Origin of the sequence: Delftia sp. GW456-R20, assembly GCF_001622915.1 — a bacterium.
Lineage (GTDB): Bacteria > Pseudomonadota > Gammaproteobacteria > Burkholderiales > Burkholderiaceae_C > Comamonas > Comamonas acidovorans.
In genome coordinates, this window is record NZ_LWCN01000005.1 from 522,504 (window position 1) to 547,525 (window position 25,022).

22 protein-coding genes are annotated in these 25,022 nt (G+C 64.3%); 7 read left to right on the top strand and 15 right to left on the bottom strand.

The genetic code is table 11. The features are described from left to right. Positions 1-13: 13 nt before the first annotated feature. Complete coding sequence (locus A4F85_RS26310) at positions 14-853, bottom strand: IclR family transcriptional regulator domain-containing protein (protein ID WP_063328263.1); 840 nt, start codon at positions 851-853, stop codon at positions 14-16. 86 nt (positions 854-939) lie between these two features. On the opposite strand from A4F85_RS26310, the gene A4F85_RS26315 reads away from it, so the two are divergent. From A4F85_RS26315 to A4F85_RS26335, 5 genes are all read left to right on the top strand, one after another. Further along, entirely contained in the window at positions 940-1,641 is a 702-nt protein-coding gene (locus A4F85_RS26315; RefSeq protein WP_012207359.1) for a 3-oxoacid CoA-transferase subunit A, read from the top strand. Between the two features lie 26 nt (positions 1,642-1,667). Beyond that, positions 1,668-2,327, top strand: coding sequence for a 3-oxoacid CoA-transferase subunit B (locus tag A4F85_RS26320; RefSeq protein WP_026062883.1), 660 nt, complete (start codon positions 1,668-1,670; stop codon positions 2,325-2,327). Between the two features lie 74 nt (positions 2,328-2,401). Then, the gene (gene pcaF, locus A4F85_RS26325) at positions 2,402-3,613 is read left to right on the top strand and encodes a 3-oxoadipyl-CoA thiolase (protein WP_012207361.1); all 1,212 of its coding nucleotides are present in this window, start codon (positions 2,402-2,404) and stop codon (positions 3,611-3,613) included. Between the two features lie 7 nt (positions 3,614-3,620). Continuing rightward, complete coding sequence (locus A4F85_RS26330) at positions 3,621-4,361, top strand: SDR family NAD(P)-dependent oxidoreductase (RefSeq protein ID WP_063328264.1); 741 nt, start codon at positions 3,621-3,623, stop codon at positions 4,359-4,361. 175 nt (positions 4,362-4,536) lie between these two features. After that, complete coding sequence (locus A4F85_RS26335) at positions 4,537-5,544, top strand: Bug family tripartite tricarboxylate transporter substrate binding protein (RefSeq protein WP_012207363.1); 1,008 nt, start codon at positions 4,537-4,539, stop codon at positions 5,542-5,544. A gap of 159 nt (positions 5,545-5,703) precedes the next feature. On the opposite strand, the gene A4F85_RS26340 is transcribed toward A4F85_RS26335, so the two are convergent. The 3 genes from A4F85_RS26340 to A4F85_RS26350 form a co-directional block, all read right to left on the bottom strand. Continuing rightward, a complete protein-coding gene (locus tag A4F85_RS26340; protein ID WP_063328265.1) occupies positions 5,704-6,498 on the bottom strand; it encodes a hypothetical protein in 795 nt (264 codons plus the stop codon). Positions 6,499-6,593: 95 nt separating this feature from the next. Then, on the bottom strand, positions 6,594-8,111 hold the full coding sequence (locus A4F85_RS26345; protein WP_063328266.1) for an alkaline phosphatase: 1,518 nt from the start codon (positions 8,109-8,111) through the stop codon (positions 6,594-6,596). A gap of 191 nt (positions 8,112-8,302) precedes the next feature. Beyond that, complete coding sequence (locus A4F85_RS26350; RefSeq protein WP_063328267.1) at positions 8,303-9,718, bottom strand: alkaline phosphatase; 1,416 nt, start codon at positions 9,716-9,718, stop codon at positions 8,303-8,305. Positions 9,719-9,910: 192 nt separating this feature from the next. Here A4F85_RS26350 and A4F85_RS26355 point away from each other — a divergent pair, with 192 nt between their 5' ends. Next, a complete protein-coding gene (locus A4F85_RS26355; protein ID WP_063328268.1) occupies positions 9,911-11,008 on the top strand; it encodes an MBL fold metallo-hydrolase in 1,098 nt (365 codons plus the stop codon). A gap of 20 nt (positions 11,009-11,028) precedes the next feature. Here A4F85_RS26355 and A4F85_RS26360 read toward each other — a convergent pair whose 3' ends face one another. From A4F85_RS26360 to A4F85_RS26410, 11 genes are all read right to left on the bottom strand, one after another. Further along, complete coding sequence (locus tag A4F85_RS26360) at positions 11,029-11,910, bottom strand: class I SAM-dependent methyltransferase (RefSeq protein ID WP_063328269.1); 882 nt, start codon at positions 11,908-11,910, stop codon at positions 11,029-11,031. Continuing rightward, positions 11,907-12,527, bottom strand: coding sequence for a DUF1415 domain-containing protein (locus A4F85_RS26365; RefSeq protein ID WP_012207370.1), 621 nt, complete (start codon positions 12,525-12,527; stop codon positions 11,907-11,909). The genes A4F85_RS26360 and A4F85_RS26365 overlap by 4 nt, the downstream gene beginning before the upstream one ends. A gap of 138 nt (positions 12,528-12,665) precedes the next feature. Further along, positions 12,666-13,844 carry a deoxyguanosinetriphosphate triphosphohydrolase gene (locus A4F85_RS26370; RefSeq protein ID WP_063328270.1) on the bottom strand — a complete coding sequence of 393 codons (1,179 nt, stop codon included), beginning with the start codon at positions 13,842-13,844 and terminating at the stop codon, positions 12,666-12,668. A 64-nt stretch (positions 13,845-13,908) separates the two neighbouring features. Continuing rightward, complete coding sequence (gene aroB / locus A4F85_RS26375) at positions 13,909-15,027, bottom strand: 3-dehydroquinate synthase (protein WP_063328271.1); 1,119 nt, start codon at positions 15,025-15,027, stop codon at positions 13,909-13,911. A 129-nt stretch (positions 15,028-15,156) separates the two neighbouring features. After that, the gene (locus A4F85_RS26380) at positions 15,157-15,726 is read right to left on the bottom strand and encodes a shikimate kinase (protein WP_063328272.1); all 570 of its coding nucleotides are present in this window, start codon (positions 15,724-15,726) and stop codon (positions 15,157-15,159) included. Beyond that, on the bottom strand, positions 15,675-17,204 hold the full coding sequence (locus tag A4F85_RS26385) for a hypothetical protein (protein ID WP_156517063.1): 1,530 nt from the start codon (positions 17,202-17,204) through the stop codon (positions 15,675-15,677). The genes A4F85_RS26380 and A4F85_RS26385 overlap by 52 nt, the downstream gene beginning before the upstream one ends. A gap of 23 nt (positions 17,205-17,227) precedes the next feature. Next, positions 17,228-19,375, bottom strand: a complete 2,148-nt coding sequence (gene pilQ, locus A4F85_RS26390; RefSeq protein WP_082848296.1) for a type IV pilus secretin PilQ — start codon at positions 19,373-19,375, stop codon at positions 17,228-17,230. Beyond that, positions 19,372-19,920, bottom strand: coding sequence for a pilus assembly protein PilP (locus A4F85_RS26395; protein WP_063328274.1), 549 nt, complete (start codon positions 19,918-19,920; stop codon positions 19,372-19,374). Before A4F85_RS26395 ends, pilQ begins: the two co-directional genes overlap by 4 nt. Next, positions 19,920-20,597, bottom strand: coding sequence for a type 4a pilus biogenesis protein PilO (locus A4F85_RS26400; protein WP_063328275.1), 678 nt, complete (start codon positions 20,595-20,597; stop codon positions 19,920-19,922). The genes A4F85_RS26395 and A4F85_RS26400 overlap by 1 nt, the downstream gene beginning before the upstream one ends. After that, positions 20,597-21,208, bottom strand: coding sequence for a PilN domain-containing protein (locus A4F85_RS26405; protein WP_063328276.1), 612 nt, complete (start codon positions 21,206-21,208; stop codon positions 20,597-20,599). The genes A4F85_RS26400 and A4F85_RS26405 overlap by 1 nt, the downstream gene beginning before the upstream one ends. After that, on the bottom strand, positions 21,205-22,284 hold the full coding sequence (locus A4F85_RS26410; protein ID WP_043795715.1) for a pilus assembly protein PilM: 1,080 nt from the start codon (positions 22,282-22,284) through the stop codon (positions 21,205-21,207). The genes A4F85_RS26405 and A4F85_RS26410 overlap by 4 nt, the downstream gene beginning before the upstream one ends. Positions 22,285-22,655: 371 nt before the next feature. Between A4F85_RS26410 and A4F85_RS26415 the strand changes: the two genes are divergently transcribed. Next, positions 22,656-24,980, top strand: coding sequence for a penicillin-binding protein 1A (locus tag A4F85_RS26415; protein WP_013800758.1), 2,325 nt, complete (start codon positions 22,656-22,658; stop codon positions 24,978-24,980). Positions 24,981-25,022: the final 42 nt, after the last annotated feature.

A 25,022-nucleotide genomic window follows, 5' to 3' on the forward strand; every position in this document is an offset into this window, starting at 1 on the left:
GCCGCCCGCCGCCCTACAGGGAAAGCCGCGATGAGGCCCGCAGCAGCTGGCTCACCAGCTGCGTGGCGGCCAGCAGCCGGGGCAGGAGTTGCCCGCGCATCATCTCGGCGCTGTTGCGGTTGGCTTGGCCGCTGATGTTGAGCGCGGCGACGGTGCGCCCGGCCGCGTTCTTCACGGGTGCCGCGATGGAGATCAGGCCTTCGGCCAGTTCCTGGTCCACCAGGGCCCAGCCCTGGGCGCGCACCTCCAGAATGCGCTGGCGAAGGCGCTCGTCGTCCTGCTCGGTCAGGGCCGTGAACTGCCGGCGCTCGCGCGCATCCAGCAGGGCCTGCAGGGATTCATCGCTCTCGCCGGCCAGCAGCACGCGCCCCATCGAGGTCCAGCAGGCCGGCAGGCGCGAGCCCACGCTGAGGTTGGTGCTCATGATCTTGTGGGTGTGCACGCGCAGCACATAGACGATGTCGCCCCCATCGAGCACGGCGGCCGAGCAGGACTCCTTGACCTCGTCGACCAGGTTTTCCATCACGGGCTCGGCCAGGTTCCAGACCGGGGTGGAGCTGAGGTAGGCAAAGCCCAGTTCCATGATGCGCGGGGTGAGCTGGAACAGCTTGCCGTCGCTCTTCACATAGCCCAGCGTCTGCAGCGTCAGCAGGATGCGCCGGGCCCCGGCGCGCGTGAGCCCCGTGCGCGCCGCCACCTCGCTGAGCGTCTGCGCAGGCGCCTCGGCGCTGAACGAGCGGATCACGCCCAGGCCGCGCGCAAAGGACTGCACATAGCTGTCGCCGGGGCGCGGCGTGCCGCCCTCTTCTTCGGCCCCACCTGTGGAAATTACGGAAGCGGCATTTTTTTCCATGGCTCTATAATTCTTTCTGCGAACTTTTGTTCTACATACGAACATTTTAGCGCAGCGCCAGCGGCCTGCATACCGGAGACAAGCAAGTGATCAACAAAATCACCGACACCATCGCCGAGGCGTTGTCGGGCGTCCAGGACGGCTCCACCGTGCTGATCGGGGGCTTCGGCACCTCGGGCAATCCCACCGAACTCATCGACGGCCTGATCGCCCAGGGCGCACGCGAGCTGACCGTGGTCAACAACAACGCGGGCAACGGAGACCAGGGGCTGGCCGCCCTGCTCAAGAGCGGCCAGGTGCGCAAGATCATCTGCAGCTTCCCCCGCCAGGTGGACAGCTGGGTGTTCGACGACCTGTACCGCAGCGGCAAGATCGAGCTGGAACTCGTGCCCCAGGGCAACCTGGCCGAGCGCCTGCGCGCCGCCGGCGCTGGCATCGGCGGCTTCTTCTGCCCCACGGCCTATGGCACGGAGCTGGCCAACGGCAAGGAAACGCGCGAGATCAACGGCAAGCACTATGTGCTGGAGCATCCCATCCACGGCGACGTGGCACTGGTCAAGGCCGAGAAGGGCGACCGCTGGGGCAACCTGACCTACCGCATGTCGGCCCGCAACTTCGGGCCCGTGATGGCCACGGCGGCCAAGCACACGATCGCCACCGTGCACGAGATCGTGGAGCTGGGCGCGCTGGACCCCGAGGCCGTGGTCACGCCCGGCATCTACGTGAGCCAGATCGTGAAGATCGACCGCGTGGCCACCCAGGCCGGCGGCTTCAAGAAAACCGCATGAGCGCCCCAACCGCCGAAAGCAAGAGCATGAGCAGCTACCAGAAACGCAGCAAGCAAGAGCTGGCCCGGCGCGTGGCCGAAGACATCTTCGACGGCGCCTATGTCAACCTGGGCATCGGCATGCCCACCCAGGTGGCCAACCACATCCCGGCCGGCCGCGAGGTCATCCTGCAAAGCGAGAACGGCATCCTGGGCATGGGCCCGGCGCCCGCCGAAGGCCAGGAGGACTATGACCTGACCAATGCCGGCAAGCAGCCCGTCACCCTGCTGCCGGGCGGCTGCTATTTCCACCATGCCGACAGCTTCGCCATGATGCGCGGCGGCCACCTGGACATCTGCGTGCTGGGCGCCTTCCAGGTCTCGGCCACGGGCGACCTGGCCAACTGGAGCACGGGCGAGGCCGGAGCCATTCCCGCCGTGGGCGGCGCCATGGACCTGGCCGTGGGTGCACGCCAGACCTGGGTGATGATGGACCTGCTGACCAAGACCGGCGAATGCAAGGTCGTCGAGGCCTGCAGCTATCCGCTCACGGGCCTGTCCTGCGTCAAGCGCATCTACACCGACCTGTGCACGCTGGAATGCACGCCCGAGGGCCTGCGCCTGATCGACACTGTGCCTGGCCTCTCGCACGCCGAGCTGCAGTCCATCGTGGGCCTGCCCATCAAGGACGCGACGGCCACGGCCTGATCCCTCAGCTCCCCACCCAGTGGGTGCGCTGCGGCGCACCCCGGCACCTCTTCATTCTTTTCCCAGGAGACACCATGAGCCAGTCCAACCAGGCCTTCATCTGCGACGCCATCCGCACCCCCTTCGGCCGCTACGGCGGCGCCCTGTCCCCGGTGCGTGCCGATGACCTCGGCGCCGTGCCGATCAAGGCGCTGATGGAGCGCAACCCCGGCGTGGACTGGACGGCCGTGGCCGACGTGCTCTACGGCTGCGCCAACCAGGCCGGCGAAGACAACCGCAACGTGGCGCGCATGTCCGCCCTGCTGGCCGGCCTGCCCATCGATGTGCCGGGCGCCACCATCAACCGCCTGTGCGGTTCGGGCCTGGACGCCGTGGGCACTGCCGCGCGCGCCATCAAGGCGGGCGAGGCCCGCCTGATGATCGCGGGCGGCGTGGAAAGCATGAGCCGTGCGCCCTTCGTCATGCCCAAGGCAGAAAGCGCCTTCAGCCGCAGCAACGCCGTGTACGACACCACCATCGGCTGGCGCTTCGTCAACAAGCTGATGAAGCAGCAGTACGGCGTGGACTCCATGCCCGAGACGGCAGAGAACGTGGCCGACGACTTCAAGATCGAGCGCGAAGCCCAGGACCGCATGGCCCTGGCCAGCCAGCAAAAGGCCGCCGCCGCCATCGCGGCCGGCTACCTGGCCAAGGAAATCGTGTCCGTGTCCATTGCCCAGAAGAAGGGCGACGCCATCGTGGTGAGCCAGGACGAGCATCCGCGCGCCACCACCATCGAGGCGCTGGCCAAGCTCAAGGGCGTGGTGCGCCCGGATGGCACGGTGACGGCCGGCAATGCCAGCGGCGTGAACGACGGCGCCTGCGCCCTGCTGCTGGCCAACGAGGAAGCCGCCAGGCAATACAACCTGGTGCCCCGCGCCCGCGTGGTCGGCATGGCCGTGGCCGGCGTGGCGCCGCGCATCATGGGCTTCGGCCCCGCGCCCGCCGTGCGCAAGGTGCTGGCCCTGACCGGCCTGACGCTGGAGCAGATGGACGTGATCGAATTGAACGAAGCCTTCGCCGCGCAGGGCCTGGCCGTGCTGCGCGATCTGGGCATTGCCGACGACGACCGCCGCGTCAACCAATGGGGCGGCGCCATTGCGCTGGGCCATCCGCTGGGCGCATCGGGCGCGCGCCTGGCCACCACCGCCGTGAACCAGCTGCACACGCTGGGCGGCCGCTATGCGCTGTGCACCATGTGCATCGGCGTGGGCCAGGGCATTGCCGTGATCCTGGAAAAGGTCTGAGACTGCGATGAGCACCGTGGATAACAAGACACCCGTCACCGTGGTCAGCGGCGCCAGCAACGGCATCGGCCGTGCCATCGCCGAGGCCCTGCTGGCCCAGGGCCGCGCCGTGGTCAACCTCGACTACGTGCTGCCCGAATGGAGCCACCCTCTGCTGGTGAGCTACCAGGCCGACCTGACCAGCGAGCAGGCCACCGCCGAGGCGGCGACCCGCATTGCCGCCGCGCACAACGTGGTCGCCCTGGTCAACAACGCGGGCGCCACGCGCCCCGGCACCATCGACAACGCCAGCACCCAGCATCTCGACGACGTGGTGGGACTGCACCTGCGCGCGCCCATGCTGCTGGTCCAGGCCTTCCTGCCCACACTGCGTGCCTGCGGCGAGGGGCGCATCGTGAACATGTCCTCGCGCGCCGCGCTGGGCAAGCCCGACCGCATCGTCTACTCGGCGACCAAGGCGGGCCTGATCGGCCTGACGCGCACCCTGGCCATGGAACTGGGCCGCGACCGCATCACGGTCAACGCCCTGGGCCCCGGCCCCATCGCCACCGAGCTGTTCACCAAGAGCAACCCCGAGGGCGCGCCGCAGACCCAGCGCATCCTCAACAGCATTGCCGTGGGCCGAATGGGCACACCGGAAGACGTGGCCCGTGCCGCGCTGTTCTTCCTGTCGCCCGACAACGGCTTCGTCACCGGCCAGGTGCTCTACATCTGCGGCGGCACCACGCTGGGCGTGGCGCCCGTCTGAACGAACGTCGGACCGACCGTCTGACCGACCGCCTTTCCAGGCACAACCCCCTTCAAGAAGAACCACTGGAAGCGCCCGCCTGCACAGGCGGGCGCCACACAGGGCCTTGCCCTGGCCCAGCCCGACCTTGCCGGGCCCGGCCATCCACCTTATTGCCGAATCAGGAGACCTCTCGATGTCCGATCAAACCACCCACTTCACCCGCCGCCGTGGCCTGCAGGCGCTGGCCGCCGCATCCCTGACCGCGCTCGGCGCCCTGTCCGGCACCGCCGCCCTGGCCCAGGACGGCTTCCCCAGCAAGCCCATCACCATCCTCGTGCCCTTCGCCGCTGGCGGCACCACCGACATCCTGGCGCGCATCGTCGCCCAGGCGCTGCAGCAGGAACTGGGCCAGACCGTGATCGTGGACAACAAGCCCGGCGCGGGCGGCAACATCGGCGCCGTGGCCGCCGCGCGTGCGCCGGCCGACGGCTACACGCTGTTCATGGGCACCGTGGGCACGCATGCCATCAATGCAGCGCTCTACGCCAAGCCCGGCTTCGACCCCATCAAGGACTTCTCGCCCCTGACGCGCGTGGCCAACGTGCCCAACCTGCTGGTGGCCCACCCCAGCCAGCCGTTCAAGACCGTCAAGGAAATGATCGCCTACGCGCGCGCCAATCCCGGCAAGCTGAACTACGGCTCCTCGGGCAGCGGCAGCTCCATCCACCTGTCGGGCGAGCTGTTCCGCTCCATGACGGGCCTGGACATGGTGCACGTGCCCTACAAGGGCAGCGCCCCGGCCATCACCGACCTGCTGGGCAACCAGATCGCCATCATGTTCGACAACATGCCCTCGGCCATCCAGCATGTGCGCTCGGGCAAGCTGCGTCCCATCGCCGTGACCACGGCCAAGCGCTCGCCCGAACTGCCCGATGTGCCCACCGTGGCCGAAGCCGGCGTGCCCGGCTACGAGGCCACTTCGTGGTTCGGCCTGTGGACCCAGGCCAAGACGCCCGCTGCCGTGCAGCAGCGCCTGTACACGGCCATTGCCAAGGTGCTCAAGGACCCGGCCGTGGTCAAGAAGATCAACGACCAGGGCGGTGACGTCGTTATCGACACGCCGGCCGAATTCCTCGCCTACATCAAGGCCGAATCGACGAAGTGGAGCAAGGTCGTAAAAGACTCCGGAGCACAGGTGTAACTGGCCTCCCCCTGAGCCGCTGCGCGGCTTCCCCTTGAAGGGGGACGGCGCCCCTGGTGTTAGGCTGCGCCGGTTTCCAGCGCCATGCGTTTGAGCATTGAAATGGGGAATAAAAAAGAGCTGCCTCCGGGCAGCTCTTTGCATTGGGGTGTCAGGTGCTCAATCCAGCAAGTCGGAGTAGTCGCCCTTGTCATAGCCTTCGATGGCCTTCCAGGGCTGGGCCAGCGGGGCGGGCAGCTTGGTGGCGGTGACCACGATGCGCTCGATGCCGTGGGAGTCGCTGCGTTCCACGCGGCGGGCGAACTGGTTGGCCACGTCCCAGTCGATGACGGTGGTCTGCTCGCCTGCCGTGCCGCGGTAGCGCTGCACGCCGTTGTGCGGCTTGCCCACGCGCTCCATGCCCTGCAGCGCGGTGGGGGGCACGATCCAGTACACGTTGTCGAAGGAGCCGCCGTAGCCCACGTTGCCGTGGTGGGCCAGGTCCACGCTGATGACGCGGCGCAGCTTGGCCAGGATGACTTCCACGCCGACCTTGCCGTCATCGGCGCGGCGGATGGACAGGGGTGCGGCGCGGGCCTCGTCATGGGCATGGCCGGCGTGCGGGCCGTGGGCATGGTCGTGGCCGTGGTCCTGGCTCTGGCGCAGGGCGGCGGGCATTTCGCGCTCTATCCACAGCTGGGCCTTGCGGCGGTAGACGCGGTTGGTATAGACGCTGCTGCGCTGCACGCCGTCGCTGCCCACGCTCATGGCTTCGTAGGTGATGCGCAGGTCGGCTTCGGGCGTGGCCTGCACGGCGGCCGTGGTGCGTGCCACGGAATCAGCGGGGACTGCGGCCGTGGGTGCGGGTACCGGCTTGGGCGGCTCGGCGGCACATGCTGCGGAGACGGAACAGGCCAGCAGCGCGGCCGCGTAGATGTGGCGCGCCGCGCGCGGCGCCGGAAGGGAAAGCGTCATGGAATCCAGCCAATGCGAAAAAACCGGGGCCGGGCACACGCATGTGCCACGGCTCCGGCCAGGGGTTGGCAAGCAGCCAACGAAGGAAGAAACAATTACAGGCCAGCGGCTTCGCGGACCTTGGAGAACACCTTGGTGTTGTCCATCGTGCCCTTGAAGATCTTGGCGCCGGCGCCGCCGGCGAACAGCATCACGTCGCCGCCGCCATGGGTCTCGGAGCCCGGCGTGCCCAGGTTCAGGCCGACTTCCTGCAGGTAGTTGTCGTCCGTGGTGTCCACGGCCGTCACGTCGTCGCGCGAGGCGCCGCGCGTGGGAGCGATCCAGGGCTTGTTGCCATCTTCGGCATTGACCTGGCTGGAGGCCGTGGCGTTGGGACGTCCGCCGTTGCCGAAGGCCAGCGTGGTGTAGGGCTTGCCGTCCTGGGCCTTGGCCATCTGGCCGGTCTGGTAGTCCTGCACCTTGCCCAGGATCGGGTTGCCGATCTTGGAGTAGCCGTTGAACACCATGTTGTGGTCGTGATCGGCCGTGACGACGATCAGCGTGTTCTTCAGGCCCGGGTCCTTCTTTTCCATGTAGGCCATGGCGGTCTCGATGGCGCGGTCGAAGGCCAGCGTGTCTTCCAGCGCGCGCTTGGCATTGGTGCCGTGCAGTGCGTGGTCGATGCGGCCGCCTTCCACCATCAGGAAGAAGCCCTTGTCATTGCGGCTGAGCACGTCCAGCGCCTTGCCGGTCATGTCGGCCAGGCTGGGCTCGTCCAGCTTTTGCTTGACGCGGTCCAGCTCGTAGGCCATTTCGCTTTGCGTGAACAGGCCCAGCAGCTTGGGGGCCTTGGTCGCGTCCAGGGCCGACAGCTCGCTGCCCTTGGCGACATAGGCGTAGCCCTTGGCCTTCATCATGTCCACGAGGTTGGCCGTGTCCGTGCGCTTGCTGCTGGGGTTGACCGACTTGGGCAGGTAGTTGCGCTGGCCGCCGCCCATGAGCACGTCAATGCCGTCGCCCAGCTTGGCGTTGTAGTTGGCATGGCCGGGCACGGACTGCTCGGCAATGCTGTTGTAGCCATTGCGGTTGCAGATGTGGGCGTAGGTGGCCGCAGGCGTCGCATGGCCCACGCGCGTGGTGGAGATGGCGCCCACGGCGCGGCCCTTGGCCTTGGACAGTTCCAGCAGGGTCTGGGCGGGCTGGCCGTTGCCGGCCGGGCAGGTGGTGTCCTCGCCGTTGATGTACTGCTGGCCGTTGGCCGCATAGGCCAGGGTCTCGGCCGACATGGAGATGACTTCGTTGTTCATCTTCACGCCGGTCATGTAGGCCGCCATCGAAGGCGCGCTGTCCGTGGTCTGGCCATCGCGCGAGAAGGTCTTGACGCGGCTGGCGTAAGGCAGGGACTGCATGGTCAGCGTGGCGCGCTCGCTGCTGGTCAGTGCCGTGGGATTGGCAGCCAGCTGCTTCTCACCCTTATAGATGCGCGCGGCGGTCACGGTGACCGGGCCCATGCCGTCGCCGAGGAAGAAGATGACGTTCTTGGCCTCGCCAGCCGCATGGGCGGCAGGTGCCAGCAGCGCCAGCGCGCCGGCCGCAGCCAGGGCGAGGGAGGTCTTTTGGAGGATCGGATGCATGTGGAATTCCTTGAATACTTTGAATGCCTTGATTGCGGTACAAGACCCTGGTCGTACAGCGTGCTAGGACCGCATGAAACCGGCGTGGCCCAGGCGGCGGACGCCGAGCAAGGGCCGCCCCGCAGCGAGGGCGTCGTCCCCCTCCCGCGAAGCGAGAGAGGGGGAAGCGACGCAGTCGCTCAGGGGGTGTTTCATTGCAAGCCGATGCTCTTCTTGATCAGATTGAACACGGCCGTGTTGTCGATCACGCCCGAGAACGTATCGGCACCCATGCCTTGCGCGCCCAGGAACACGTCGCCGCCGCCGTGGGTTTCGGAGGCCAGGGGCACCACGGCCTCCTGCAGGTAGTCGGGGCTCTCCAGCGAGGCAGCGTCGATGGGACCCCGCGTGGCCAGGCGCTTGGGACCGTTGCCGAAGCCCAGGATGGTGTAGGGATTGCCATCCACATCGGTGGAGGCCTTGCCATCCACGTAGTTCTTGACCAGGCCCAGCACGCCGGGCTTGCCGGCCTCGGTCTTGCCGGTGCGCGCGGCATAGCCATTCAGGTGCAGCGTGTGGTCATGGTCGGCGGTGACGACGATCAGCGTGTTCTTCAGGCCCGGATCGAGCTTGGCCATCTTGTCCAGCGCGGTCTGGATGGCGTTGTCGAAGGCCACGGTGTCCTGCAGCGCGCGGCGCGCGTTGGTGGCGTGCAGCGCATGGTCGATGCGGCCGCCTTCCACCATCAGGAAGAAGCCCTTCTTCTTGGCCGACAGTGCGTCGATGGCCTTGCCCGTCATCTCGGCCAGGCTCGGCTCCTTGGTCGCATCGCGGTCCAGGTCATAGGCCATGTGGTCCTTGGTGAACAGGCCGGCGATCTTGCTGCCGTCCACGGGCAGCTTGTCGAACTCGCTCTTGTTGGCGGCGTAGCTGTACTTTTGCGTCTTGAACTCGGCGATCAGGTTGCGGCTGTCGTTGCGGCGGCCGCCGTCGGCCTTGGGCGTGAAGTAGTAGGAGCCGCCACCCAGGATCACGTCCACGCCGTCACCGAGCTTGCTGTTGTAGCCGGAGCCGCCGGGCACCAGGGCCGCGGCAATGGTGTTCTCTGCATCGCGGTGGCAGACGTGCGAGTAGGTGGTTGCCGGCGTGGCATGCGTGATGCGCGCGGTGGAGACCACGCCCGTGCCGTAGCCGGCGGACTTCATCTGCTCGAGCAGCGTGGGAACGGCCTGGCCGTTGCCGCTGGGGCAGGTGCTGTCGTAGTTGGTGTGATAGGCCTTGCCCGCAGCGTCCGTGGCCTTGGTGTCGGGCGTCATGGAGATGACTTCGTTGTTCATCTTCACGCCGGTCATGTAGGCGGCCATCGAGGGCGCGCTGTCCGTCACCTGGGCGTCGTTCGAGAAGGTGTGGACGAAGGCCGTCTCAGGCAGCTTGTCCATGGTCAGTTCACCGTCTTCGCCCACGCTGTAGATGCGTGCGGCCGTCATGGTGGTGATGCCCATGCCATCGCCCAGGAAGAACAGCACGTTCTTGGTCGGAGCGGCTGCGGACGAACCGTCGCTGCCGCCACAGGCGCTCAACAGCAGCGAGGCACCAGCCAGCGCGCTGCACAACATCTTCAATTTCATGCGGATATCCCTCTGTAGGCAGGGGACCCCGCAGCACGGCCGCGCCCTCCCCCTGTTGATTGACCCGTGCACTGTAGGAGCGGCCTGTGACGAGCCCGTGACAGCAGGGCAGCAGCGGCAGGCGTATCGTTGCGGGGATGCGCTGCCAGCCGGGGAGCACCCGGCCACCCCCGCGACTGAACAAGGAACCCCATGGACCAGAAAGCCCAAGCCCCGAACGCCTCGCACGCCACGGATGCGCCGCCCAAGCCGGTGCTCGACTACCCGTTCGAGGCGCCACCACAGCGCGGGCAGACGCTGGAGGTCGCACCCGGCGTGCTCTGGATACGCATGCCCCTGCCCTATGCGCTGGATCACATCAATCTCTGGGCCATTGATGACGGCGAGGGCTGGGCCATCGTCGATACCGGTGCGCGCACCGACGAAGGCGTGGCCACCTGGCGCGCGCTGTTCTCCCAATCCACCGATGGCCGCTCGCTGACGCGCGTGCTGGTCACCCACATGCACCCCGACCATGTGGGCCTGGCCGGATGGCTGACACGCAAGTTCCATGTGCCGCTGTACATGACGCGCCTGGAGTACCTCAACTGCCGCGTCGTGGTCTCGGACTGCAGCCGCGAGGCCCCGCCCGACGCCATTGCCTTCTACCGCCAAGCAGGCTGGAGCGACAGCGCGCTGGAGTCCTACCGCGCCCGCTTCGGCAACTTCGGCAAGCACATCCACGCCCTGCCCGACAGCTACCGCCGCCTGCACGACGGCGAGGAACTGCGCATAGGAAAGCACCTGTGGCGCGTGGTGGTCGGCAGCGGCCACTCGCCCGAGCACGCCAGCCTCTACTGCCCCGATCTCAAGCTGTTGATCTCGGGCGACCAGGTGCTGCCGCGCATCTCGTCCAACGTCTCGGTCCATGCCATGGAGCCCGACGCCAACCCCATGGCCGACTGGATGGATTCTCTGGAAAAGGTCAGGCGCGAAGTGCCCGACGATGTGCTCGTCCTGCCCGCGCATGGCGATTGCTTTCGCGGCCTGCATGCACGGATCGATTCACTGGCCGCAGGCCAGGAGCGCGCCAACGCCCGCTTGCTGGCCGCACTGGCCGAACCGCGTCGCGCCGTCGATGTCTTCGGCGCCCTGTTCTCACGCCCCATCAGCGAATCCAGCCCCGCCCTGCTGGGCATGGCCACGGGCGAAAGCCTGGCCTGCCTGAATCATTTGATGCATGCGGGGCAGGTGGAGCGCAGCATCGATGCCGATGGCATCGCCTGGTACCACGCCGTGGCGGGGGCCTGAGACTGCTGCAGGCAGCCGGCTCAGGCTGCCTGCAGCAGCGGATAGCGCTGTGCCATCGCATCCTGCAGGCCGAACTCCGCCAGGATGGCGCGCATGCGCTCGACCGCACTGCGCTTTTTCTGCCCCGTGTAACGCGCAATGATCAGCTCGTTCTTCATGCTGTGCTCCCAGCCGACCAGCTCGGTCACGGTGACCTGGTAGCCGCAGGCCTCCAGGTACAGGCAGCGCAGCACGTTGGTGAGCTGGCTGCCCATTTCGCGGGTGTGTATGGGATGGCGCCACAGTTCGGCCAGCGGCGTGCGCGTCAGGCTCAGCGCCTTGGTCTGGCGCAGGCAGGCAGCGACCTCGGCCTGGCAGCAGGGCACCAGCACCATGGCCTTGGCCTTTTTCTCCAGGCCGAAGGCGATGGCATCGTCGGTGGCGGTGTCGCAGGCGTGCAAGGCCGTGACCACGTCGAATTGCGCAGGCATGAAGTCGGCATGCGTGGATTCGGCCACCGACATGTTGAGGAAGCCCATGCGGTCGAAGCCCAGCTCGGCCGCCAGCTTCTGCGAAGCGTCCACCAGCGGCGCACGCGTCTCTATGCCGTAGATGTGGCCGCGCCCCAGCGGTTTGAAATACAGGTCGTAGAGGATGAAGCCCAGGTAGGACTTGCCGGCACCGTGGTCGGCCAGGGTGACCGCATGGTCGTCGGCCGACAGTTCTTCGAGGATGGGGGCGATGAACTGGTACAGGTGGTAGACCTGCTTGAGCTTGCGCCGCGAATCCTGGTTGATCTTGCCTTCGCGCGTGAGGATGTGCAGCGCCTTGAGCAGTTCGATGGACTGGCCGGGCTTGAGGCCCAGCTGCTCGGTCACATCCTGCTCGGGTTTCGCGGCAGGCTTGCCTTGGCGCGCCTTCATTCGGCTGCGCCCGGCTTGGCTGCATGCGCCACGGGGCAGCGCGCGCCCACGCCCATGTCCAGCCAGCCTTCGATGCCGATCTTCTCCAGCGTCTCCATGTTGCGCTCGTAGATGGACTCCGCCTCGGGGAATGCTTCGACCGCCTTGTCTATGCTGTCCTCGCGCAGCAGGTGCAGCGTGGGATAGGGCGAGCGGTTGGTGCAGTTGGTGACGTCGTCGGCTTCGGTGCCCTCGAACTGGAACTGCGGATGGAACGAGGCCACCTGCAGGATGCCTCCCAGGTCCAGCTCTTCGACCATGGCGTCGGCCACTTCGAGGAAGTCGTTGAAGTCCAGGAACTCCTGCAGCGCATGGGGCAGGATCAGCAGCGTGGTGTCGCGCTTCTCGGGCGAGGCCTCGGCCAGCGCCTCCAGCTCGCGGTGCAGATCCGCCGCCACGCCCTCGGCGTCGGTGGCCTGGCTGACCGTGTAGTGGATCTGGCCCTTGATGTGCACGCCCTTGGCGAAAGGGCACAGGTTCAGGCCGATCACGGCCTTTTCGAGCCAGTGCACCGTATCCTCGATCACGGTGACAGGCGGAAACTCGGCCGCGCGAATCTCGTGGTTGGTATCGGTCATGGCTGTGCCCTTCAAAAATGCGAACGGGGGCACTGCGCCCCCAGACATTGCGAAACCGTCCAGGAACCCTTCCCTGCCCTGTCACGCAGGGTCCGCATTCTAGCCGCGCCGCCCGGGCGATGCCGGTGCTCGGATTTCTCAGCCCAGCACGCGCAGGCCTGTCAGCAGCTCATGCTCCCGGGCCGCGTAGCGATCCGTCATTCCGGCGATGAAGTCGGCCACCACCCGCGCACGCGCCGATACATCCTCGGCCAGCATGGCCCGCTGCACAAAGCGCGGCTTCATGCGATCGGGCTCCACCATGTAGGCAGCAAACAGCTCGGCCACCACCTGCTGCGCGCCGTCCATGGTCTTCATCACCTGTTCATGGCGATAGAGATTGCGGAACAGGAACTGCTTGAGCTGCAGCGACTGCTGCCTCATGGTATCGCTGAAGCCCACCAGGGGGCCAGCCTGTGCGCGCACCTCATCGACCGAACAGGGTCGTGCCTGTGCAATGCGTTGCTGCGTGGCGGCGATCACGTCATAGACCTGGTCGCTGAGCATGCGGCGGATGCTTTCGTACAGCAGGCGCCGCTCGGCCAAAGGCATGCCCAGCTGGGGGTGCTCGGCCAGCGTTGCATCGTGATAGCGCGCGAACAAGGGAACGGCCTCGCACAGCTGGGCCATGGTGATCAGGCCGGAGCGCACGCCATCGTCCACGTCATGGGCGTTGTAGGCAATGGCATCGGCCAGATTGCACAGCTGGGCCTCCAGCGAAGGCTGCCGGCCCAGCAAAAAGCGCTGGGCCACGCCACCGGGCTCCCGCGCTTCCAGGTGCTCGGCATTGGTGCGCGAGCAGTGCTTGAGAATGCCCTCGCGCGTCTCGAAGCTCAGGTTCAGGCCGTCAAAGGCCGGATAGCGCTCCTCCAGCCGGTCCACCACGCGCAGGCTTTGCAGGTTGTGCTCAAAGCCGCCGTGCGGCTGCATGCAGGCATTGAGCGCGTCCTGGCCCGCATGGCCGAAGGGGGTGTGGCCCAGGTCGTGGGCCAGGCAGATGGCTTCGACCAGATCCTCGTCGAGCTGCAGCGACCGGGCGACCGAGCGGCCCAGCTGGGCAACCTCCAGCGAGTGCGTCAGCCGTGTGCGGAACAGGTCGCCTTCATGGTTGACGAAGACCTGGGTCTTGTAGACCAGTCGCCGGAAGGCCGAGGAATGGACAATGCGGTCCCGGTCGCGCTGGTAATCGCTGCGCGTGGGCGCAGGCGCCTCCGGGAAGCGCCGCCCCCGGCTGAACGCCGGGTTGCAGGCATAAGGGGCCAGGGCCTGTTTCTGCATTCGATCGCCTCATCATGCTGACAAGGGCACTCTAGCAGTTCCGGCTTGCCCCCAGCGCCGCGCGTCAGGCGCAGCAGGCGTTGATGACCTCGCGCACCATTGCGTCGGGGGCCGAACGCATGATGGCCTTGCCGGGGCCGTCGATGAGCACGAAGCGGATCTCGCCCGCCTCGGACTTCTTGTCCACGCGCATCAGCTCCAGATAGCGGCCAGCGTTGTCACGCGCATCCAGCACGGCGCCACGCACCGGCAGGCCCGCACGTTCGATCAGCACGCGCAGCCTTTGCACAAAGGCGGCATCCACCAGGCCAAGGCGCTCCGACAGCTCGGCCGCCATGACCATGCCGGCGCCCACGCCTTCGCCGTGCAGCCAGTTGCCATAGCCCATGCCGGCCTCGATCGCGTGCCCGAAGGTGTGGCCGAAATTGAGAATGGCGCGCAGCCCAGCCTCTTTCTCGTCCTGGCCCACCACCCAGGCCTTGATCTCCACGCTGCGCTTGATCGCGTGCGCCAGCGCACTGCGGTCGCGGGCGAGCAAGGCATCCATGTTCTCTTCCAGCCAGGCCAGGAAGTCCATGTCGGCGATCGGCCCGTACTTGATGACCTCGGCCAGGCCGGCGCTCAGCTCGCGCACGGGCAGCGTGTCCAGCGAAGCCAGGTCGCAAACCACCAGCTGCGGCTGGTAGAAGGCGCCGATCATGTTCTTGCCCAGCGGATGGTTGATGGCGGTCTTGCCACCCACCGACGAATCCACCTGCGACAGCAGCGTGGTGGGCACCTGCACGAAGGGCACGCCGCGCATGTAGCTGGCGGCGGCAAAGCCGGTCATGTCGCCGATGACGCCGCCGCCCAGCGCGAAGAGCACGGTCTTGCGGTCGCAGCCGCCGGACAGCAGGTCGTCAAAGATCAGGTTCAGCGTCTGCCAGTCCTTGTGGGCCTCGCCATCGGGCAGCACCACGGTACGCACGCTGCGGTAGCGTTGTTCCAGCACGCGGCGCAGTGCGGGCTCGTAGAGCGGCGCGACCACATCATTGCTGACGATCACGGCCTGGGCCGCAGAAGGCAGGGCGGCATAGGTCGCGGCCTGGTCCAGCAGACCGGTGCCAATGGTGATCGGGTAGGAACGGTCACCCAGGTCGATGGTCACGACCTGGGCGGCAGGCAAGGAGGAGGCGGTGGGCAAGATGGTGTCGCTCCAAGGCAGAAAGAGTGAAAGGAATTGCGCGACACGGCAGCGCGCCCGGCAACCGCCGATCTTAAAGAAAAAGGCCCCGGCAAGTGCCGAGGCCTTTGGTGTTCCACCTGACTGTGCTCAGGCCAGTTCCGCCTGCATGCGTATGCGCTGCGCAGCCTGCGCCACAGACAGACCCGATGTCTGGATCACGAAGTGAGCCGTCTCCAGATAAAGCGGCTCGCGTTGCAGCAGCAGCTCCCGCAGGCGCAGCGCCGGGTCTTCCACCTGCAGCAAGGGCCGCGTCACATCGTTGCGCAGCCGCGCGGCGATGGCCTCTGGCGTGCAATCCAGATAGAAGACCTGGGTGCGCGCATGCAGATGGCGGCGGTTTTGCTCGCGCAGCACCACGCCACCGCCCGTGGACAGCAGCAGGCTGGATGTGGAGGCGGACAGCTCATCAATGACCTGCGACTCCATGTCTCGAAAAGCCTGCTCGCCCTCGCGCTCGAAAAACTCCCGGATGCTGCAGCCTATGCGCTGCTCAACCACATGATCCGCATCCACAAAACGCATCGACCACAGGCGCGCCAGCTGGCGCCCTATGGTCGATTTGCCGGAGCCGGGCAGGCCGATCAGGGCGATCGGCCTTTGACCTGTCAAGGGGCTGTCGGAGTGGTGGGGGTTGTCGGAGTGGTGGCTGTCGCGCATGCCGGATAGTCCACGGGCAGGGTCAAGGTGCTCACATTATTATTGGATTTGAAGGTGAACTGCACTTGAGTCGAGCCCGCAGGAGTACCAATCTTCGAAGTCACCTGGAAAGCAACTCCGCTGCGGCCTGAGACACGATCAAGCACCGGGGATCCGTTGAACACGGAAACCGTCACATTGGTGTCCAGGGATTTGGCCTCGATGGTCGTCCCGGCCGGTGCAGGAAAGAGCTTAGGAGTTCCTAGTTCACCCGTCCAGATCGCATTACAAGTCGCATCCAGCTTGCTCACCGTCAATTTATTGACCAACGCACCGCTTTGGTACAGGCTCAGCCAGCCCACCGAAGTAGCCCTCAGGAACAGGCTGTCGCTGATGACTTGGCCCGTGCCCAGCACAGTCGAAATAGCCACGTTGATCAGTTGACCGTCGGCAGGACGCGGATTCTGCACCTGGTAGTCCACCGTACACAGTCCGTTGACTGTCTGGCAGCCACCACGATTGGAAGAGCCAACGCGGCCGAAGTCCACTGTTGCGACCACAGGCACGCCATCGGATACCGGATTACCATTGCTGTCCACAATGCCAATGCGCAGTGTGGATGTATCACCGGAAAGGTCCAGGTCCAGGTTGAACTTGGAGGCAGAAAGATCGAAGCCGCGCTGCGTGGAAATACCGGTGGTCACGGTCAAAAGATCTGATTGCGACGTCACGTTCCGACCATTCACCGTTGCCCTCACAACAACGGAAGTGGGAGCGCTTTTGGATGATACCGACGTGGTCACGATGCCATCATTGTTCGAGCGAGCCTGGGCAATATTGACCTGGACACCCCCTGTGGCTTCCATGAAATCCACAACCACGTCTTTGATCGGGCTGCCGCTGGAATCAACCACCTTGAAACGGAGGATGGCGGTCTCAGAGCGCCCATTACCACCCGATCCTTTGATAACGATGGATTTGTCAGACGGAACCACATCCAGGAAATTGATGGCCTGGACCAAGGCCTGAGGATCGCCCGTGGGAGGTGCGCTCGTAATGGCCAGATTCTGGCCGCCGGACACTTCCTTGGTTGCAATTGTGGCAGAGGCTTTGACGCGGGTCGCGCCGATCGAGGTTGCAGTGGCCGCTGAAATTTCCACTTCAGCCACGCCCTTGCTGTCCGTCAGGGCAGTCCTGGATTCAGGGCTGAACTTCAGCAAACTCCCGCCATCTTCCGAAAACGTCACGATTTCATTGGCAACTGCAGCGCCTTTGGCATCCAGCAAGGTCGCACGCGCCCTGGCTGTGCTCTCGGAGGCGGTGATCGAAATGACACCTTGCGCGCTGGAGGACGCGCCAGTGATCACCTGAATCGTCATGGTTCCTGCCGGAGTTTCTGTTCCTCCTCCCGTGCCACCACCGGTGCCCGGATTTCCCCCTCCGCCACCACATGCAACCAGCGTAAAGGCCGTCAAAGCGGCCAGCCACAATTTTTTCATCAGAAATCTCCCTATATTTTCACTCAGCGTTTTGCAGCGCTATCAGAAATCATTTTTGGCGTAATGAATACCAGCATTTCTCTCTTGGAAGAGGCCCTGGAGCGGCTCTTGAAAAGATTTCCCAGCACAGGCACATCGCCCAACAAAGGAATCTTGTTTTCCTGATTGGTTTCTTCCAGTTCAAAGATGCCACCAATCACCACGGTGCCGCCGTTTTGCACCAGGATCTGCGTCTTGATATGCTTGGTGTCAATAGCCACCCCCTGGGTCGTGGTTTCACCGCGAGAATCCTTGTTGATATCCAGATCCAGAATGATATCTCCTTCAGGAGTTATTTGCGGCGTCACTTCCAGCTTCAAGACCGCCTTCTTGAAGGCTATGGTGGTCGCTCCGTTGGGTGCGGTGACTGAGTACGGATACTCCGTACCCTGCTCGATCAGCGCCTTGGTCTGGTCGGCGGTCATGAGACGAGGGCTTGAAATGATCTTGCCTTGTCCATCGGCTTCCATTGCTGAAAGTTCCAGCGTAAGGAAGCGATTGGCTGCAGCATTGAAGATGGACATGGCAAACGTGCCAGATCCTGAAACTCCTGACACGGATGCAGGAAGATTCACAAAGCTGCCCGAAGTGTTGACCGTGCCCCCCGCACCTGCAGAGGCATTTGCGTTATCGAATCCCGTACCGAAGACAACACGATTGTCACCACCGATACTGTAGCCGCCATCACCACCGCGCTGGGCACGCAAGTCCCCGCCGCCGAGGCGCACACCCAGCGCACGTCCGAACGTGTCACGCGCTTCCACAATACGCGCTTCAATGAGCACTTGCCGCACTGGCACATCTAGCGTCGCCAGCAATGCCTTCATCGCCTCAAGCTTTGCAGGGGTGTCCGTCACGAAAAGTTGGTTGGTTCGAGGCTCGGAAATTGCGGAGCCACGCTCGGAAAGAAATCTCGTGGTAGTTCCACTGACCCCGCCGCCACTGGTGTTCGTCGTGATTTGCAACAGAATATCGGCCGCCTTCGCATAGTTCAGCTGAAAGCCCTGGGTGCGCAGCGGCTCCAGTTTCTGGATTTCCATCGCAGCTTCGTAGTCACGCTTGGTGCGCGCATCGATCTCATCCTTAGGCGCAATCCAGAGCACCGAGCCCGACTTGCGCATGCCCAGGCCCTTGGCATCCATGATGATCTGCAGCGCCTGATCCCAGGGAACATCCTTGAGACGCAGGGTCAACGCACCAGAAACCGTGTCCGAGGTCACGATATTGAAGTTCGTGAAATCGGCGATCACCTGCAACAGCGACCGCACTTCGATGTTCTGAAAGTTCAGGGAGAGCTTTTCACCGCTGTAGCCGGGTCCCTGCGTGAGCTTGCTCACATCCACCTTTTTCTGGCGGACCTCGATCACAAACTGGCTGTCGCTTTGGTAGGCGCTGTGCTCCCAGTCGCCGACGGGAGCGATGCGCATGCGCACCGACTCACCCTGCTGCACCGAAGAGATTGTCTGCACCGGCGTTCCGAAATCCCCAACATCCAGCTTGCGCCGCAGCCCTTCAGGCAAAGAGGAGCGCAGGAAATCAACCACCAGCTCCTTGCCTTCGCGGCGCAGATCCACGCCAACCTGGCTATTGCTCAGACCCACGACGATACGGCCCGAGCCGTCACTGCCGCGGCGGAAATCAACATCCCGAATGGGTTGGACATCACTGCCAACAGGCGTCTTGGCTTCAAACACGCCCTGCTGCGTAGAAGGCTTTACTGCGGCAGACGTTGCCACCGGATCCAACAGGATCAGCAGCGCCTTGCCTTGGCGTTCAGTGCGGTAGGACGTAGCAGACTTCAGATTCAGCACCAGGCGAGAGCGGCCGGATGCCTCCACGATATTGATGGAGCGCAGGTTGCCTTGGTTGAGCTCGACCATCGATTTACCCGTGGCATTGGTTGCGCCAGGGAAATCCAGTGCGATTCGTGCAGGCGACTGGATTGCAAATCCGGTCGGGTCCGCAGCCAGCGCTTCGGAAAGCTCGATGCGCACCACCTCAGTGCCTCCTTGAATCGAGCCGGAGACCGACTCTATCGTGGACTGCGCCCATGCCAAGGAGCCAAGCAGCCAACCGCCTATGGCGATTCCCCAGCGAGCCTTGTGCAACATGCTTCGATGTGTGCCCATCATTTTCTTCCCTCCTGCAACTCCAGTGTGCTATTTCTCTCTATCCAGTCGCCGCTGCCGTCCTGGACAATTTCCCGCAACTGGATGGACGTCTCGGTGATCCGGGTAACCTTGCCGTAGTTCTGCCCCAGGTAATTTCCTGCCCGAACCTGGTATAGCAAAGCCCCCACCCTGACAAGCGCCGTAGGCACGCCTTTTTTGTCCAGACTGCCGACCATGGTCATTGCATCCAAAGGCTCGGCCTCCAGCGGTTCCTTGCGGCGATTGAGTTCGGAAGCAATCAGGGTGGTATTGGCGCTAGTCTGTGCAGACTCCCTGCGCAGCACCTGCATCAGCTTCATGGGATTGAAAGGATCCATGCCATCAGAACCAAGATAGGCCTGGGGCGTGAAGGTCTTGGGCTCCTCCAAAGGCTTGACACGGGGCTTGGCATTGGCTCTTTCCTGGGCCATCCAGCTCTGCAGTTCCTCCTGATCAGAAGAAGAGCAGCCTGAGACGGTCAGGCAGGCAGTCAACATGAGCCAGCCGCTGAAACGCATATGTCTCATTACTTCTTACCCTTCCCGGCGGCTGCGCGTTGCGCCTGCACCTCGTCCGCATCCAGGTAGCGGAAGGTCCGTGCCGTCGCCTCCATGCTCAGGACCTCACCTCCCTCCTTGCCCACGGGCACGATCGAGAGATTGTTCAAGGTCACGATGCGCGACAGGTAGGCCACATCGGAGGCGAATGATCCGATGTCGTGAAAGCGACCAGTCACCTTCAAAGCAATGGGCAGCTCAGCGTAGTACTCCTTGACCACCATCGCACCAGGCCGGAAGGTTTCAAACTGCAGGCTGCGACCCAGCCCTGCCTGATTGATATCCGAGAGCAGCGCAGCCATTTCCGCCTTGCTGGGCAATTGCTTTTCCAGTTGCGTCACATACTGCTGGACCTGTTCACGCTGCTTCTTCAGGCCATCCAGGCTGACGGCCTTGGACAGCTTCTGGCTGAAGTCCTGGCGCAGTGTGACTTCGGTATTGCGCTCCTGCTCCAGCGTGTCCTCATAGTCCTTGATCAGGACATACCACATTAGGGCAGCAACACCCAAAGCAATGGCGATGCATAGAAGCGCCTGCGGAAGCATGGGCCAACGCGACGGATCATTGGGATCAAGACCACGGAACTGTCGCTGGATGTTCTCCTGCAGTGCGGAGAAGTCGATGTCTTTCTTTTTCTTCTTGGCCATCACTGGGGCTTTCCTGGGTTGGCCGGCGTCGAAAGGCTCTTTTCCGCCACGCTGGCGCGCGTCAGTTGAAAGCGCAGATTGAACGCAGCAGCGCGGCGCTGATCCTTGGGCGTGACACTGACTGTCCTTGCCACGATCTCAACCAGCTCGGGCTTGGAGAGCCAGGGCGTACCCTCGGACAGATTGCGCAGCATTTCGGAAACCCGCTCATTGGACTGCGCCGTACCCTGCATGGTCACAGACAGACCTTCCTGCCTGATGCTGGTGATGTAGACGCCATCGGGCAACTGCGCCACCAGCTCGTTGAGCATATGCACCGGAAGATTGCGGTCGGACTGCAGATCCTCCACGGCCTTCTGACGTGCACGCAGGGCCGTGATCTCATCCTCCAGCCCGGCGATCTCCTTGATCTGGGACTCCAGCACGGTGATCTGGGCGCGCAGCATGCTGTTTTTGGCCTGCTGGGCCTCGATCATCATCTGGTACCACCAGTACACCGCGCCAATGATCAAAAGCCCCACCAGGGCAGAAAGGACCATGGTGGCCTGGAATGCTTCCTTGCGGCGCTTTCGTGTTGCTTCTCTGTGAGGAAGCAGATTGATCAGAATCACGACACAAACCTCCGCATGGCCAGTCCGCAGGCGGTCAGGTAGGCGGGGGCCTCGCGCGACATGCGCTTGAGGCGTACACCGCTGCCGACTTCCATTCCATCAAAGGGATTGGCCAGGCTGCAGGCAAAACCCGTTTGCTGCGTGATGGCCTCGGACAGGCCGGAAAGTGGGGCCGAGCCGCCTGCCAGCAGGATGTGGTCTATGCGGTTGTGGGGCGTGCTGGTGAAAAAGAACTGCAGTGCGCGCGACACTTCCTGCGTCATGCTTTGCACAAAGGGCTTGAGCACGGCGGACGCGTAGTCCTCCGGAAGTTCGCCGCTGCGCTTCTTGGACTCGGCCTCTTCGAGCGAGAAACCATATTGGCGCGCGATCAGTTGCGTCAGCTGTGCGCCGCCAAAGGCCTGGTCCCGGTCATACAGCACCTCGTCGTCGCGCAATATCTGCATGCTGGTCGTCATGGCGCCCAACTCGAACAAGGCCACAAGGGCGTTGTTGCCCTGATTGGGCAGGCGCTCGATCAGCCGTGCAGCCGCCATGCGGGAGGCGTGGGGCTCAATGTCGATGACCGTCGGCTTGAGGCCAGCCGCCTCGGCCAGGCCCTGGCGGTCCTGGACCTTCTCGCGGCGCGATGCGGCAATGAGCACGTCCACATCGCCGGGTGAATTCGATGACGGGCCTATGACGCAGAAGTCCAGACTCACTTCATCGAGCGAGAAAGGAATGTACTGATTGGCCTCGGATTCGACCTGGACCTCCAATTCCTGCTCGCTCATGCCGTCCGGCAGCGAAATCTTCTTGGTGATCACGGCCGAGGCCGGCAAGGCCATGGCCACGTTCTTGGTCCGCGTGCCGCTTTTTTTGACCAGTCGCCGTACAGCCTCTGCCACTTCATCGAACTTTTCGATGTTGCCGTCCGTGATCCATCCCCGCTCCAGCGGTTCGATGGCACAGCGCTCCAGCAACAGTTCGCCCGACTTGGCACGAGACAGCTCAACGAGCTTGGCGCTCGAAGAACTGATGTCGATGCCTAGCAAAGGTGCGGGCTGGCGACTGAATAAGGATCCCATAGCAATCAACTTGCCCTCCCTCTTCTTGTGTATGTAAAGAACGCAACAAACCTTCACATATAGGTTGAATGCTATCAGCAAGACTGCGCGCAGCTCACCATGCCGGCCGGAGCACGCTAGGCGCTAGTGGCCAAAAACAGACATTATTGCGGGCCATCAAATGCGACATGAATGCACCCCTGCTTGCATGTCGGCCTGCACGCCTGGCTTAGGATGCTTGGCTTGCGGCCATGCTGGCAACCGTGTGCAGCCGTCTCCTACCGACCTTCTGGGGCACGCATTTTTATAATGCGGCACTCCTCAGCACTCCCTGCGACATGCCGTCTTCAGACTCCCGAGATCCCCAGGCTGCAAAGCCTCGCTCCGCCCCATCCAAGCCCATGCACTGGTTTCCCAAGGCCTTGCTATGGCTGGCGGGCATCGCCGTCGCCGGCGCGCTGGCCTTGATGCTGACCGTGGCCGTGGCCCTGGCCATGGCCTACCCCAACCTGCCCGACGTGTCCGAGCTGGCCGACTACCGGCCCAAGCTGCCGCTGCGCGTGTACTCCAGCGAAGGCGCCCTGCTGGGTGAATTCGGCGAGGAGCGGCGCACGCTGACTCCCATCCAGGACATCCCCAAGGTGATGACCGACGCCGTGCTGGCCATTGAAGACACGCGCTTTTTCGAGCATGGCGGCGTGGACTACAAGGGAATGGCCCGTGCCGCGCTGGCAAATCTGGGCCGCGTGAAAAGCCAGGGCGCATCGACTATCACCATGCAGGTGGCGCGCAACGTCTATCTGTCTTCCGAGAAAACCTTTACACGCAAAATTTACGAAGTCTTACTGACTTTTAAGCTAGAGCATCTGTTGAGCAAAAACCAGATTCTCGAGATCTACATGAACCAGATTTATCTGGGAAATCGGGCCTATGGCTTTGCTGCTGCCTGTGAAGCCTATTTCGGCAAGCCACTGAAGGACATCACGGTGGCCGAGGCGGCCATGCTGGCAGGCCTGCCCAAAGCACCATCGGCCTACAACCCGATCAGCAACCCCAAGCGCGCCCGCTCGCGCCAGCTCTACATCATCGAGCGCATGGAGGAAAACGGCTTCATCACCTCCGCCCAGGCCACTGAAGCCAAGGCCGAGCCGCTGAAGATCCGCACGGGCTCCTTCAACACCCGCGTGCATGCCGAATACGTGGCCGAGATGGCACGCCAGCTGATCTTTGCCCAGTACGGCAACGAAGCCTATACGCGCGGCCTGAACGTCTACACCACCATCAATGCCGGCGAACAGGAAGCCGCCTACGCCTCGCTGCGCCGCGGCATCATGGACTACGAGCGCCGCCAGAAGTACCGCGGTCCCGAAAAGTTCGTGGCCCTGCCGGCCGACGCCGAAGACCGTGAAGACGCCATCGACGACACTCTGGCCAACCACCCCGACAACGGTGATGTGCTCGCCGCCGTGGTGCTGGATGCCAATCCGCGCAAGATCCTGGCGGCACGCGCCGACGGCGAGCAGATCGAGATCACTGGTGAAGGCCTGAAACCCGCCGAATCGGGCCTGAACCCCAAGGCACCGCCCAACATCAAGATCCGTCCCGGCGCCGTGATCCGCGTGGTCAAGACGCCCAAGAACACCTGGGAAATCACGCAGCTGCCCGAAGTGGAAGGCGCCTTCGTGGCCCTGGTCCCCCAGACAGGCGCCTTGCGCGCCCTGATCGGCGGCTTCGACTTCCAGAAGAACAAGTTCAACCACGTGACCCAGGCCTGGCGCCAGCCCGGCTCGGCCTTCAAGCCCTTCATCTACTCTGCGGCATTGGAAAAAGGCTTCTCGCCTTCCACCATGATCAATGACGCGCCGCTGTTCTTCAGCGCCGGCGTGACGGGGGGCCAGCCATGGGAGCCCAAGAACTACGACAGCCGCTACGACGGGCCGATGACCATGCGCACGGGCTTGAACAAGTCCAAGAACATGATCTCCATCCGCCTGCTGCAGGCCGTGGGACCCAAGCAGGGCCAGGAGTGGGTCACGCGCTTCGGCTTTGACGCCGCCAAGCATCCGGCCTACCTGACCATGGCGCTGGGTGCCGGAGCGGTCACGCCGCTGCAGTTGGCTGCCGGCTACTCCGTGTTCGCCAATGGCGGCCACCGCGTCAACCCCTGGCTGATTGCCCGTGTCACCGATCACAAGGGCCGCATCCTGTCCGAATTCACGCCGCCCCCGGTGCAGGAACTGCCCCAGGCCATCGACGCGCGCAACGCCTTCATCATGGACAGCCTGCTGCAGGACGTGGCGCGCGTGGGCACGGCAGCACGCGCACAGTCCACGCTCAAGCGTCCCGACCTGTACGGCAAGACGGGCACGACCAACGACTCGGTGGATGCCTGGTTCGCAGGCTTCCAGCCCACGCTGGCCGCCGTGTCCTGGATCGGCTACGACACGCCGCGCAACCTGGGCAGCCGCGAGACGGGCGGCGGCCTGAGCCTGCCCATCTGGATCGGCTTCATGCAGCATGCCCTCAAGGGCGTGCCGGTGGCAGAGATGCCTGTGCCCCCTGGCGTCGTGAACATGGGCGGCGAGTGGTATTACGAGGAAAACGCGCGCAACGGCGGCGTCAGCAGCCTGGGCATGGACAGCGCCTCCACGGGCGGCGCTGCAGGCGCCACGCCCCCGCCCGCCACCGAGGAGCGCAACCGCATCCTCGACCTCTTCCGCAACTGACCGCCAACAAGCGATTGACCACGCAAGAAAGCCCGGCCATGC

What these genes read in the sequence shown, in the direction of transcription:
- A4F85_RS26310 (WP_063328263.1), bottom strand. Translation starts at nt 853, where the DNA reads ATGGAAAAAAATGCCGCTTCCGTAATTTCCACAGGTGGGGCCGAAGAA.
- A4F85_RS26320 (WP_026062883.1), top strand. Translation starts at nt 1,668, where the DNA reads ATGAGCAGCTACCAGAAACGCAGCAAGCAAGAGCTGGCCCGGCGCGTG.
- pcaF (WP_012207361.1), top strand. Translation starts at nt 2,402, where the DNA reads ATGAGCCAGTCCAACCAGGCCTTCATCTGCGACGCCATCCGCACCCCC.
- A4F85_RS26330 (WP_063328264.1), top strand. Translation starts at nt 3,621, where the DNA reads ATGAGCACCGTGGATAACAAGACACCCGTCACCGTGGTCAGCGGCGCC.
- A4F85_RS26335 (WP_012207363.1), top strand. Translation starts at nt 4,537, where the DNA reads ATGTCCGATCAAACCACCCACTTCACCCGCCGCCGTGGCCTGCAGGCG.
- A4F85_RS26340 (WP_063328265.1), bottom strand. Translation starts at nt 6,498, where the DNA reads ATGACGCTTTCCCTTCCGGCGCCGCGCGCGGCGCGCCACATCTACGCG.
- A4F85_RS26345 (WP_063328266.1), bottom strand. Translation starts at nt 8,111, where the DNA reads ATGCATCCGATCCTCCAAAAGACCTCCCTCGCCCTGGCTGCGGCCGGC.
- A4F85_RS26350 (WP_063328267.1), bottom strand. Translation starts at nt 9,718, where the DNA reads ATGAAATTGAAGATGTTGTGCAGCGCGCTGGCTGGTGCCTCGCTGCTG.
- A4F85_RS26355 (WP_063328268.1), top strand. Translation starts at nt 9,911, where the DNA reads ATGGACCAGAAAGCCCAAGCCCCGAACGCCTCGCACGCCACGGATGCG.
- A4F85_RS26360 (WP_063328269.1), bottom strand. Translation starts at nt 11,910, where the DNA reads ATGAAGGCGCGCCAAGGCAAGCCTGCCGCGAAACCCGAGCAGGATGTG.
- A4F85_RS26365 (WP_012207370.1), bottom strand. Translation starts at nt 12,527, where the DNA reads ATGACCGATACCAACCACGAGATTCGCGCGGCCGAGTTTCCGCCTGTC.
- A4F85_RS26370 (WP_063328270.1), bottom strand. Translation starts at nt 13,844, where the DNA reads ATGCAGAAACAGGCCCTGGCCCCTTATGCCTGCAACCCGGCGTTCAGC.
- A4F85_RS26380 (WP_063328272.1), bottom strand. Translation starts at nt 15,726, where the DNA reads ATGCGCGACAGCCACCACTCCGACAACCCCCACCACTCCGACAGCCCC.
- A4F85_RS26385 (WP_156517063.1), bottom strand. Translation starts at nt 17,204, where the DNA reads ATGAAAAAATTGTGGCTGGCCGCTTTGACGGCCTTTACGCTGGTTGCA.
- pilQ (WP_082848296.1), bottom strand. Translation starts at nt 19,375, where the DNA reads ATGATGGGCACACATCGAAGCATGTTGCACAAGGCTCGCTGGGGAATC.
- A4F85_RS26395 (WP_063328274.1), bottom strand. Translation starts at nt 19,920, where the DNA reads ATGAGACATATGCGTTTCAGCGGCTGGCTCATGTTGACTGCCTGCCTG.
- A4F85_RS26400 (WP_063328275.1), bottom strand. Translation starts at nt 20,597, where the DNA reads ATGGCCAAGAAGAAAAAGAAAGACATCGACTTCTCCGCACTGCAGGAG.
- A4F85_RS26415 (WP_013800758.1), top strand. Translation starts at nt 22,656, where the DNA reads ATGCACTGGTTTCCCAAGGCCTTGCTATGGCTGGCGGGCATCGCCGTC.